Genomic DNA, 12,330 nt, shown 5'->3' on the forward strand with positions numbered 1-12,330 from the left:
CACACTGAGCCATGCAAAACTTTGCCCTCGTAGGCGCCGCCGGCTACATAGCTCCGCGCCACATGCGTGCCATCAAAGACACCGGTAACCATCTGTCTGTCGCTTACGACGTGAACGACTCCGTCGGCATCATCGACAGCATCTCGCCGCAAAGCGAGTTCTTCACCGAATTCGAGCGTTTCTACGAACATGCGCAGCGGCTCAAGCGCAACCCTGCCACGGCGCTGGACTACGTTGCCATCTGCACGCCCAACCACTTGCACCACCCGCACATCGCCGCCGGCCTGCGCCTGGGTTGCGACGTGATCTGCGAAAAACCCCTGGTGCCCACGCCCGAGCTGATCGACGAGCTGGCCCTGGTCGAGCGCGAGAGCGGCAGGCGCGTCTTCAACATCCTGCAGCTGCGTCACCACGCAGCCATCTTGAAGCTGCGCGAAAAAGTGGCCCAGGCCCCGGCGGACCGCAAGTTCGACGTCGAGCTCACCTACATCACCAGCCGCGGCAAGTGGTATGCGCAAAGCTGGAAGGGCGACCCGCGCAAGTCATTCGGTGTGGCCACCAACATCGGCGTGCACTTCTTCGACATGCTGCACTTCGTCTTCGGCGCCCTGCAGCGCAACGTGCTGCACTACAGCGGCGAGGCCAAGGCGGGCGGCTACCTGGAATACGAGCGAGCCCGCGTACGCTGGTTCCTGTCGATCGACGCGAAAGACCTGCCCGACGAGGTGAAGGGCCGTAAGCCCACCTTCCGCAGCATCGACATCAGCGGCGAGCAACTGGAGTTCTCCGAAGGCTTCACCGAGCTGCACACCACCAGCTACCGTGAAATCCTCGCGGGTCGTGGCTACGGTCTGGAAGATGCCCGCCACTGCATCGAAACCGTCAACGTCATCCGCTCGGCGCGGCCCGTGCGCGGCAACGCCGACGAGATGCATCCCTTCGTCGCCAGGCTGGCATGAGTAAGGTCTCTATCCACCCCAGCGCCATCGTCGACGAAGGCGCGCGGATCGGCGAAGGCAGCCGCGTCTGGCATTTCGTACACGTCTGCGGCGGCGCTGTCATTGGCCAGGGCGTCTCGCTGGGCCAAAACGTGTTCGTCGGCAACAAGGTGGTGATCGGCGACCGCTGCAAGATCCAGAACAACGTCAGCGTGTACGACAACGTCACCCTGGAAGAAGGCGTGTTCTGCGGCCCCAGCATGGTCTTCACCAACGTCTACAACCCGCGCTCGCTGATCGAGCGCAAGAGCGAATACCGCGACACCCTGGTCCGGAAAGGCGCCACCCTGGGCGCCAACTGCACCATCGTCTGCGGCGTGACCATTGGCGCGTACGCCTTCGTCGGCGCCGGCGCCGTGGTCAACCAGGACGTGCCCGCCTACGCCCTGATGGTGGGCGTGCCCGCGCGGCAGATCGGCTGGATGAGCGAGTTCGGCGAGCAGCTCGACCTGCCGCTGGAGGGGCAGGGCGAGGTGGCTTGCCAACATACCGGAGCACGCTACGTACTGCAAGGCCGGCAGTTGCACAAGGTGGTGGCTTGATCGCAGCATGGCGACTTGCAGGGCAGAGATGATTACAATGATTGCATTGAAATCAAACTAAGGAATCCCCATGAGCAGCATTACCGTGCGTAATCTGGACGAATCCATCAAGGCAGGCTTGCGCCTGCGCGCCGCGCGCAACGGCTGGTCGATGGAGCAAGAGGTGCGCAGCATTCTGCAGAAAGTTGTTGGAGCCGATGGGCAGGCGCAGTCCATGGACTTTGCCCAGCGCATACAGCAGCGCTTCCAGGGCCTGGATGCGAGCGGTCTTCCCATTGCGGCGCGGCGAGCCAGCCGTACGCCACCCGCGCTTTGAACGCATGCGGCCATGGATTTTTTGCTGGATACCAATGTGGTGTCGGAGTTGATGCGTACGGCACCCGCAGTCCCCGCTCCCCAAGTGCTGGCCTGGTTTGCTCGGAACACGGGTGGCGGCATGTACACCAGCGCCATCACCCAGGCGGAAATTCTCGCCGGCATTGCCCTGCTGCCTGAGGGAAAGCGCCGCAATGCCTTGGCGGGGGCGGCAGAGCAGATGTTCGAGCAGGAGTTTGCCGAGCGTTGCCTGGCTTTTGACAGTGTCGCCGCCCAGCATTACGCACTGGCCGTGGCGCGGCGCACGGCCGTCGGCTGGCCCATTTCGACGGAAGATGGGCAAATCGCCGCGATCGCATTGGCGGCGGGCCTGCCACTGGTTACGCGCAATACCAAGGATTTCATCCATATTGAAGGGTTGACCGTGATCGACCCCTGGCAAGCACACTGAAGAAACGCATGGATTTCATCGATCTCAAGACCCAATACCAGCGCTTGAAGGCCGACATCGACGCCGGCATCGCCCGCGTGCTCGCCCATGGCCAGTTCATCCTGGGCCCCGAGGTGACCGAGTTGGAGGAAAGGCTCGCCGCCTACACCGGCGCCCGGCACTGCATCACCGTGGCCAACGGCACCGACGCGCTGCAGATCGCCCAGATGGCGCTGGGCATCGGCCCGGGTGACGAAGTCATCACCCCCGGCTTCACCTACATCGCCACCGCCGAAACCGTGGCCCTGCTCAGCGCCAGGCCCGTCTACGTGGACGTGGATCCGCGCACCTGCAACCTCGACCCGGCGCTGCTCGAAGCCGCCATCACGGCGCGTACCAAGGCGATCATCCCCGTCAGCCTCTACGGACAGTGCGCCGACTACGACGCCATCAACGCCATCGCCGCCCGGCACGGCATTCCCGTGATCGAGGATGCGGCGCAGAGCTTCGGCGCCAGCTACAAGGGCCGCAAGAGCTGCAACCTCACGACCATCGCCTGCACCAGCTTCTTCCCTAGCAAGCCGCTGGGCTGCTACGGCGACGGCGGCGCCATCTTCACCAGCGACGACGCACTGGCCACCGCCATGCGCCAGATCGCCCGCCACGGGCAGGACCGGCGCTACCACCACATCCGCGTCGGCGTGAACAGCCGGCTGGACACCCTGCAGGCCGCCGTACTGCTGCCCAAGCTTGCCGTGCTCGATGCCGAAATAAAGGCCCGCCAGCGCGTGGCCGGCGAATATGCCCGTCTGCTGGGCCAGGCCGGGCTCACCCCGCCCTATGTCGAAGCTCACAACACCAGCGCCTGGGCGCAATACACCGTGCAGGTGCCCAACCGCCCACAGGTGCAGGAGGCGCTGAAGGCAAAAGGCATCCCCACCGCCGTGCACTACCCCATCCCGCTGAACCGGCAGCCCGCCGTGGCCGACCCCGCCGCACGCCTGCCCGTGGGCGACGCCGTGGCGCAGAAAGTCGTCAGCCTGCCCATGCACCCCTACCTCGACGAGGGCAGCATCGAGCGCATTGCGCAGGCGGTGGGTGATACCTGTATTTAAGAGAAAACAAGGATCTAGCCCTTGTGTAGAAAGCGCTAACAGCTACAAATAAGATAGCTTTTCTTCATGAGCGCCATCCCCTACCGTCCGGACATCCAGGGCCTGCGCGCCGTGGCCGTGCTGGCCGTGGTGCTGTTCCACGCCAACCCGGCCTGGCTGCAGGGCGGGTTCGTGGGCGTGGATGTGTTCCTGGTCATCTCGGGTTTTCTCATCGTCGGCATCCTGCTGCGCCGCAAGGAGCAGCCCGGCTACCGCCTGGCCGGCACGCTGGGCTACTTCTACGGCAGCCGCTTCAAGCGCATCGCGCCGGCGTATTTCGCCATGCTGGCCGTGGTGTCGCTGCTGGCGGCGGTGCTGCTGCTGCCGCAAGACCTGGCCACCTATACGAACAGCCTGAGACAGGCTGCCTGGTTCAACAGCAACAGCTACTACGCCGGCTTCGGCGACTACTTCGCCCCCGCCAGCCATGAGCAGCCTCTGCTGCACACTTGGTCGCTGGCGGTGGAGATCCAGTTCTACCTGCTTGTCCCCCTGCTGGTGCTGTCGGTGCCGGCCCGTGCCCTGAAATGGCTGCTGGGCGCGCTGCTCGTCGGCCTCACCGCCCTGGCGGAATACCGCCTGCGCGTGCTGGGCATCCAGCAGGCCATCTACTACAGCCTGTATGCCCGCCTGCCGGAGTTCTTCGCGGGCGGCCTGGTGGCTGCGTGTACATACGGCCATGGGGGGGGACGAAGGCCGTGGCTCGGCACCTTGGGCCTGGTGCTGGTGCTGGCGGCCGCGGCTGCCCAGCCCCGGCTAGGGCACTTTCCCGGCCTGCCGGCCCTGTGGCCCGCAGCGGGTGCTGCACTCGTCCTGCTGCAGCCGGCGCAAGGCGTTGCCCGGCTGCTGCTGGCCAACCGGCCGATGGTCTGGGTGGGCGAACTGTCGTATTCACTCTACCTGTGGCACTGGCCCGTGCTGGCCTTGCTGCGCTACTACACCGGGGTGGAGGTGCTGGACGTGTCTTTTAGCCTGCTGTTCGCCGTGCTCACCCTGCTGCTGGCCGCGTTGTCCTATTACTGGATCGAAAGCCCGCTGCGGGCCCACCGTACCCGCACCCGCCAGGCGCTGGGCTATGGTGTGCTGGCCCTTGCCATGCTGGGTGCTTCCCAAAGCATGGCCAAGGTCAACCAGGCGTTGTCGCCCGCGCCGCTGCCCATCGAATACCAGCGCTACGCCGACCCCGCCACCATCTGCCACGGCCAGATCGTGGACGACTGCCTCAAAGGCGATTTGAACAGCGACAAAGAGGTGCTGGTGCTGGGCGATTCCCACGCCGCCATGCTCAACCTGTTTTTTGACCAGTTGGGCAAGGAGCTGGGCTTCAAGGCGCGCATCATCACCGCCAGCAGCTGCGTGACCATTCCGGGGTTTGACTACCAGCGGATTGCCGAATGGGCACACGAGGCGTGCCTGAAGCAGATCGAGCAAGCGCAGCAGGCATTGAATAAATCACCAATCGTCTTCATCGCCGCCAGCTGGAATTGGCAACTGGAATCAACCGCCTTCCAGCAGGCGCTGGAGCACTTTCTGCAGCAGCAAGACAAGGTCGGCAAAAAAATCTACCTGATGCCGCAAGAACCCCTGCTTGCACGCAACCCGCTGCGCGCACTGCGATTCGCGCAACTGGGCTTGCCAACCAATATCGTGGTCAATCCCCAATATCAGCAAGCCAACCGCTGGCTTGCCCAATGCGTGCAGCGCCATGCCAACGCCCTGCTGCTGGATTTCGGCAACACGAAGGTTTTTGCCCAAGCGCCCTTTGGCGCAGGCCAGCTTCTCTATTTCGACGAGCACCACCTGAACGAAGTGGGCGCGCGCGCCTATGCCCAGACGGCACGCGCCACGTTCGCGAAAGTGCTGCGGTAAACCCATGCGCAAGCTTCTGCCCCAAAGCGCCTATGCCCGCAACGTGCTCACCTTGATGACCGGCACCACGCTGGCGCAGGCTATCCCGATTGCCATCAGCCCCATCCTCACGCGGCTCTACAGCCCCGAGGAATTTGGCCGTTTCGCGCTCTACATGGCCGTCGCCATGATTGCCAGCGTACTGGTCACCGGCCGCTACGAGCTGGCCATCCTGCTGCCGCGCCACGATCGCGATGCACTGCACATCACCGCGCTGGCCATGGCACTTAGCGTGGCCATCAGCGCCGTGCTGCTGCTGGTCGTCATTTTTCTTGCCCAGCCCATCGCCGCCCTGCTGGGCGATGCCGCCCTGGCCCCCTGGCTGTATTGGGTGCCGGCATCCACCTTGCTGCTGGGCGTGTACCAAAGCCTCAATTACTGGAGCAACCGCAAGGCCCAATACAAGCGCCTGGCCATCAGCCGCACGGTGCAAAGTACGGGCGTCGCCTTGGCGCAAATGACCAGCGGCTACGCCGGCAGTGGTGCCGTGGGGTTGGTGGGTGGACAGATCACCGGGCAGGTGCTGGCGACCAGCGTATTGGCGCGTTTGATCTGGCGCGAAGACCACCAGCAAATCCGTGTGCTGAGGCCGGCCCGCAGCTTGGCACTGGCCAAAAAATACATCAACTTTCCCAAATACCTGATCGTTGCCCACGGCTTCAACACCGCTTCAGGACAGATGCCGGTGCTGCTGCTCAGCGCTCTGTTCAGCACCACGGCGGCGGGCTTCTTCACCCTGACCCAGCGGGTCATGGCCGCGCCCATGGCTCTAGTGGCAGGGGCTTTGGGCGATGTGTTTCGGCAAGAGGCCAGCCAGGCCTATATCCACCAGGGCCAGTGCAAGGCCATTTATCAAAAGACCTTCAAGCGTCTGTTGTTGATCTCGGTAGTGCCCTTTATTGTTCTTTTCTTTGTCGCTCCTGCGCTATTTGCCTGGGTTTTTGGCGAGCAGTGGCGTGTGGCCGGTGAATATGCACAAATCCTGACACCGATGGCGTTTTTGCAGTTCATAACCAGCCCCTTGAGTGCGATGTTCATGATTGCAGAAAAGCAAAAGCTGGATTTGCTTTGGCAAATATTTCTCCTGTCTTTGGTTGTTGTTTCTTTTGCGCTTGGGAAGTTTTTTGGGGGCGCAACAGATGCGTTGAAAATTTTCTCCTTTGTTTACTGTGTTGCCTACGGTGTCAATGGGGCAATGACTTACCATTTTGCAAAAAATAACGTCAGAACATGAAAGCAGTAAAAATATTGATGATAACTCAGGGCGTTTCCAGATTGGTGAGGCCATTGTTCGAATCCAATCACCAAGTGATTGGGGTGCTCGAATCCATGTCGCGAGATTATGATGACTCAAGAAACAAATCCCTGTTGATTGAGTTCCTGAAAAAAACTTACAGTCTTGTAAAAAGACAAGACGTTTTTCTTCCGAATTTTTGTAAAAAAAGAAGTATTCCCTATAATTTCATATGGAAAAAAAATTCAAAAGAAATTGCCAATTGGATTCGGGAACTAAATCCGGAATTGATCGTTATTTTCAGCATGTCCCAACTCTTGAAGGATGACATTCTGAAAATACCGCGTCTTGGCGTAATTAATCTGCATCCTTCGTTTTTGCCAAGCTATCGCGGCGCAAATCCTGATTTTTGGCAATACCATGATATGGAAATGAATCCTGGGGTTACGGTGCACTATGTCAATGCAGGAGAGGATACGGGCGACATCATTTTTCAAGAACGGGTACATATTCCTCTCGGGACGAAGTCACCGGAGCGCCTCAATAAATTGATTGGTGAACTGGGAGTGTCTTTGATGCTCAAGGCCATCGATGCCATCGCCCAAGGCAATGCGCCACGCACACCGCAGCCTGCACAAAGTCCCACGCCACGCGCCCGCAATCTGAAGCCTGAAGAACATACAGAGATCATTGATTGGGAGCATTGGCCGATTGAGCGCGTATGGCATGTTTTGCGCGGTACGGAGTTGTGGTTAGACGCGATTGCACAGCCTGCGGGTTTGCTGGCTGGGCAGCGCTGGTCGATCCGAGAATATGAAAAAACAGACATCGCACAAGGCACGCCCGGTAAAATTGGCAAGTACAAGAATAGGAAATGTGTATTCGCCAAGGATGGGGTGATTTATATTGGGATTGATTTTGATATTAAAAAATCCATTTTGAAAATTCTCCGGAAATAAATGGCTGTGTCCTCTCGCTTGTCTGATCGCATGGATCAATACCACACCCTCTGCGCCACAGAACCATCTATCCCCCTCTTCAGCCAAGCCTGGTGGCTCGATGCTACGGCGGGGGAGGAAGGCTGGGATGTAGCCTTGGTGGAAAAAGGCGGCGCCATTGTCGCGGCCATGCCCTATGTGCCGCGCAAGCGCCACGGCTTCACCCTGCTCGGTCAGCCTGCGCTCACGCAAACCTTGGGGCCTTGGCTGCGCGAGGCAGCGGGTAAATCCTCCACGCGGCTGGCGCAGCAAAAAGATCTGTTGCAAGCGCTGATCGAGCAACTCCCGCCTTTTGACCATTTCACCCAGAACTGGCATTGGAGCCTGGGCAATTGGCTGCCATTTTATTGGGCAGGTTTCCAACAGACCACGCGCTATACCTACATCCTGAATGAACTCGGGGATGAGCAGATATTGTGGAAAGGGTTGCGAGAAAATATTCGCACAGACATAAAAAAAGCCAGCAACCGTTTCAAGTTGCGCGTCCGCACGGATTTGTCGGCAGGCGATTTTCTTCACCTCAACCGTATGACGTTTGACCGACAGGGCATGGCCTTGCCCTACACGGAAGCCTTTGTGCACACGCTCGACCAGGCCTGCGCTGCACGGCAGGCACGTAAAATCTTCATTGCCGAAGATGAACAAGGCCGTCGCCACGCCGGGGTTTATATCGTCTGGGATCAAAACAGCGCCTATTACCTGATGGGCGGCGGCAACCCTGAACTGCGCAACAGCGGAGCCACCAGTCTGTGCATGTGGGAGGCGATCAAGTTTGCCGCAACGGTCACCCAGCGCTTTGACTTTGAGGGTTCTATGATCGAACCGGTAGAGAAATTCTTTCGCGCATTCGGTGCCCAGCAAACACCGTATTTCACGGTCAGTAAAACCCCTTCCCGCATCCTTAAAACGGCCTTGTTCCTGCGTAGTTTGAAAGGGGGTCAGTAATGCCCGGCACGCTGTGGCACAGTCCTGCCGCTCTGGCCTGGCTGCAAACCATCCTGCGAGAACGCTTTGGCCACGCCTTTGTCTTGCAAGCCCAGCCAGACGGCTCCGGCATGACCTTGCGCCTGCCCGACGATGCGCGCTGCATCAGCCTGGCGCTCGATGGCGCCACCTTCACCCGTGCCGACTCTGACCTGCCTTGCACCCTATGGGATGCCGCCGCCGAGGGCTGGCAACCGGCCTTGCCCGGCGCACTGCCCGCGCCCGGCGCGGCGCAATTGCCCACGCCGCTGATCACCCCTGCCGACAACGGCTGGCACATCGGCTACGACATCCTCGGCCTGACTTACTGGATGCTCACCCGTCAGGAAGAAGTGGGCCGCACCGACCTGGACAATCACGGGCGCTTTCCGGCAGTTCATTCGCATGCCTACAAACATGGCTATCTGGAGCGCCCCGTCGTCGACGAATGGCTGCATGTGCTGGGGCAGGTCATCACCCGCACCTGGCCGGGCATTGCGCTCAAGCAGCACCAGTTCAGCGTGAAGGTCAGCCACGACGTGGACGTCCCCAGCCGCTACGGCTTTGCCAGCGCCAAGGGTTTGCTGCGTGCCATGGCGGGCGATGTGCTCAAGCGTGGCGATATCAAGAATGCACTGCGTGCGCCTTGGATCAGGCTGAACACCCGCGATGCGCTGCACCCCAGCGATCCATTCAATACCTTTGAATGGATCATGGATCTGTCTGACCAGCATGGCCTGACCAGCGCCTTCTATTTCATTTGCGGGCGCACCAGCGCCATGGACGCCGACTACGAGCCCGAGCATCCCGCCATCCGCGCGCTGATGCGCCGCATCCATGAACGCGGCCATGAAATTGGCCTGCACCCCAGCTATGGCACCTATCAAAAAACAGAGCTGATTGCGCAAGAGGCACAACGGTTAAGGGCTGTTTTGGCTGAAGAAAATATCCAGCAAGCCGAAATGGGCGGGCGCATGCACTACCTGCGCTGGGAGCAGCCCACCACCTTGCGCGCTTGGGCAGATGCGGGTATGGACTACGACAGCACGCTGGGCTATGCGGATAGACCGGGTTTCAGGTGTGGCACTTGTTTTGAATATCCGGCGTTTGATCCGGTGGCGGGCGAGGCGTTGAAGCTGCGCGTGCGGCCGTTGGTGGTGATGGAATGTTCGGTGATGGATGCCTGTTATATGGGATTGGGTACCAGAGAAGCAGCCCAGATGAAATTTATGCAATTGAAAAATGCATGCGTGGGGGGGCGTGGGTGTTTCACGGTGCTTTGGCACAACTCTTGGTTAAATACGAAAAACAAATCAATTTATAGTGACCTATGTTGACTTTATGGAAAAGTGGAAATGAAGCAAAATACCTCGCAAGTATTATTTTTATAATGGTATTAGTTGGATATCCAATCTTTGCTGGAATAACGCTATTTATTGGTGTTGAGAGTAATTTTTTATCAATTATTTATAGAATTATTATCTTGATTGCCGCAATCTTGCTGTTGCTGATATCCTGGCTTCGTCGCAGACCTAGGGTAAATTATAAAATTTTGATTGGCGCAGGATTTTTATTTTTTTATATCGCCAGAATGTTATTGGAATGGCTTATGAATTCACAAGGATCAAAGATTGATTGGGGTGATTTTTGGTCTTTCTTGATCTTTGTGAGTCTAATTCCAGCGCTGCCTTATGTGTGGAAGGAAAATATTCCAGACGAAAATTTCACTACTATTGCAATAGTATTATTTGGAATAATCGGGATTATACTGAATTTCTATCTCGCTATTTCCGTCGCTGACAGCCTATCTTTTGGTGAGCAATTGTTTTCTGGAAGGTTGGAGAGCGAGCGATTGAACCCAATCGCATATGGCCATCTTGGTGCGAGTACGGCATTGGTGGGTTTATGGATGATGATAATAAAAAAAAATATGAGTTTCTTGGCAATTATTGGTGCTGCTATCGGAGTTTTGGGAATTTTCGCCAGCGGTTCAAGAGGTCCGCTTTTGTCGTTTGTGGTGTGCTTGATATTGATGTTGATGCAATTTAGGTTCAGTCGAGTTAAATTTATTTTTATATTTTCCGTAATTCTGTCGATATTTTTCTTGCTGAATTTTGTTGTTGATTTTAATGATGTTTACTTGCTCAATAGGGCTGAAGCCTCAATGTTCGAAGATGATGCTCGGGTTAATATTATTGGCGATGCATACCGCGCATTTTTGAATAATATGTTGATCGGTGCAGGCTATCCGTTTGATGTTTACCCTCATAATATTATTCTGGAGGCTTTCATGGCATCGGGAATAATCGGGGGCTCCTTGATGGTATTCACTTTGATGGTAGGTCTGTTTGCATCAATGAGGGTTATGAGAAACAATAAATTTTCATGGGTGAGTTTGCTCTTTGTGCAGTATTTGACTTTTTCGATGGTTAGTAATTCGATTTATTATTCGAATATTTTTTGGATGCTTTGGGTCTGTGTGGTAATTTTGGGTGCGAGCAAATCTTTCGAAAAAACAAGAAGTGAAATACGTGTTAACGATCGCATGGCGGGATGAATACGATGCCGAATTGATCTTGTTTGACCTGTGGTTGAATAATTTAGAGCAATTTATAAAAAAGTATCAAAAGATGAAGATTTTGCATTGTTGTTTGTCAAATTTTTATATAGATGGTTTCAATTATCAGGAAAACATGCTGGTGCGCGAGCATGTGCGCGCCGGGCATGAGGTTCTTGTTTTGGCATCCACAGAAAATTATAATGCTCAAGGCCAATTAAGTTATAGCGTACCGGGACGCTATCGCGGCAACGACGGCGCAGAGGTGCTGCGTCTACCCTATAGGCGTCTTGGGCCACATGCCTTGATGAAAAAAATACGCGCCTACCCCAGAGTTTATCGGCAATTACGTATCGCCAAGCCGGATGTGATTATGTTCCATGGTACTTGTGCCTGGGAGTTGTTGACTGTATTGCGCTACAAAAAAAATAATCCTTCAGTTAAACTGTATGTGGATAGTCATGAGGATTTTAATAATAGTGCGCGTAGCTTTATATCTAAGAATATATTGCACTATCTTTTTTATAGATCTATTTTTAGAAAATCTATTCCATACGTCGAGAAGGTGTTGTGTATTTCCACGGAAACCATGGATTTCATTGGCGGGTTCTATGGGTGTCCCAAAGACAAAATGGAATATTTCCCCTTGGGGGGTGTAATATTTGATGATGCAACGCATAGGGCAAATCGTGTGGACGTGCGAGAAAAATATGAAATTCCACCAGATACACTTGTTTTTCTTCAATCCGGTAAATTCGATAAAAAAAAGAAACTGACTGAGGCACTAGAGGCGTTTCAAAAGATACCGTATGCAGAAAATGTTCAGTACCTGATTGCTGGCGTCTTGCAAGATGATGTGAAGGCCGAGGTGGAGGCTTTGCTGGCCAAAGATGACCGGATTCGTTTTCTGGGTTGGAAAAAGGCCCAGGAATTGATGCAATTGTTGTGTGCGGCAGATGTATATGTGCAACCTGGCTCACAATCGGCCACCTTACAAAACAGCATTTGCTGTCGTTGTGCGGTGATGGTGGATGATGTGCCTAGCCACCATCCATTTGTGAAGGGCAATGGCTGGATGGTGCATGGCGCTGAGGCACTGGTACGAGCCTTTGATGCAGCTATTCACGCCTTTCAAGAGGGATGTCTGGAGCAAATGCGAGCGCGGTCGCTGAGCATCGCCAGACAGCTTCTGGATTATGAAAAAATGGCACAACGCTTAACGAGTTGATTC

Annotated in this window: 12 protein-coding genes; all 12 read left to right on the plus strand. The window is 56.3% G+C overall.

The features are described from left to right. Positions 1-11 precede the first annotated feature (11 nt). A complete protein-coding gene (locus FOZ74_RS09545; RefSeq protein WP_146912845.1) occupies positions 12-959 on the plus strand; it encodes a Gfo/Idh/MocA family oxidoreductase in 948 nt (315 codons plus the stop codon). Beyond that, complete coding sequence (gene wbpD / locus FOZ74_RS09550; RefSeq protein WP_146912846.1) at positions 956-1,540, plus strand: UDP-2-acetamido-3-amino-2,3-dideoxy-D-glucuronate N-acetyltransferase; 585 nt, start codon at positions 956-958, stop codon at positions 1,538-1,540. The genes FOZ74_RS09545 and wbpD overlap by 4 nt, the downstream gene beginning before the upstream one ends. Positions 1,541-1,610: 70 nt before the next feature. Next, complete coding sequence (locus tag FOZ74_RS09555) at positions 1,611-1,856, plus strand: FitA-like ribbon-helix-helix domain-containing protein (RefSeq protein WP_146912847.1); 246 nt, start codon at positions 1,611-1,613, stop codon at positions 1,854-1,856. Positions 1,857-1,868: 12 nt separating this feature from the next. Then, positions 1,869-2,306, plus strand: coding sequence for a type II toxin-antitoxin system VapC family toxin (locus FOZ74_RS09560; protein ID WP_146912848.1), 438 nt, complete (start codon positions 1,869-1,871; stop codon positions 2,304-2,306). A gap of 8 nt (positions 2,307-2,314) precedes the next feature. After that, on the plus strand, positions 2,315-3,400 hold the full coding sequence (locus FOZ74_RS09565; RefSeq protein WP_146912849.1) for a DegT/DnrJ/EryC1/StrS family aminotransferase: 1,086 nt from the start codon (positions 2,315-2,317) through the stop codon (positions 3,398-3,400). 66 nt (positions 3,401-3,466) lie between these two features. Then, a complete protein-coding gene (locus FOZ74_RS09570; RefSeq protein WP_146912850.1) occupies positions 3,467-5,308 on the plus strand; it encodes an acyltransferase family protein in 1,842 nt (613 codons plus the stop codon). 4 nt (positions 5,309-5,312) lie between these two features. After that, positions 5,313-6,581, plus strand: a complete 1,269-nt coding sequence (locus FOZ74_RS09575) for a lipopolysaccharide biosynthesis protein (protein ID WP_186764569.1) — start codon at positions 5,313-5,315, stop codon at positions 6,579-6,581. Continuing rightward, positions 6,578-7,540, plus strand: coding sequence for a methionyl-tRNA formyltransferase (locus FOZ74_RS09580; protein WP_146912852.1), 963 nt, complete (start codon positions 6,578-6,580; stop codon positions 7,538-7,540). The genes FOZ74_RS09575 and FOZ74_RS09580 overlap by 4 nt, the downstream gene beginning before the upstream one ends. A gap of 30 nt (positions 7,541-7,570) precedes the next feature. After that, on the plus strand, positions 7,571-8,524 hold the full coding sequence (locus FOZ74_RS09585) for a GNAT family N-acetyltransferase (RefSeq protein WP_146912853.1): 954 nt from the start codon (positions 7,571-7,573) through the stop codon (positions 8,522-8,524). After that, positions 8,524-9,879, plus strand: coding sequence for a polysaccharide deacetylase family protein (locus FOZ74_RS09590; RefSeq protein ID WP_146912854.1), 1,356 nt, complete (start codon positions 8,524-8,526; stop codon positions 9,877-9,879). The genes FOZ74_RS09585 and FOZ74_RS09590 overlap by 1 nt, the downstream gene beginning before the upstream one ends. Continuing rightward, positions 9,873-11,099: an O-antigen ligase family protein gene (locus FOZ74_RS09595; RefSeq protein ID WP_146912855.1), complete on the plus strand. Its 1,227-nt coding sequence runs from the start codon at positions 9,873-9,875 to the stop codon at positions 11,097-11,099. Before FOZ74_RS09590 ends, FOZ74_RS09595 begins: the two co-directional genes overlap by 7 nt. Further along, entirely contained in the window at positions 11,074-12,327 is a 1,254-nt protein-coding gene (locus FOZ74_RS09600; RefSeq protein WP_255437546.1) for a glycosyltransferase family 4 protein, read from the plus strand. Before FOZ74_RS09595 ends, FOZ74_RS09600 begins: the two co-directional genes overlap by 26 nt. Positions 12,328-12,330: the final 3 nt, after the last annotated feature.

It is taken from the genome of Comamonas flocculans, assembly GCF_007954405.1.
GTDB lineage: Bacteria > Pseudomonadota > Gammaproteobacteria > Burkholderiales > Burkholderiaceae_C > Comamonas_C > Comamonas_C flocculans.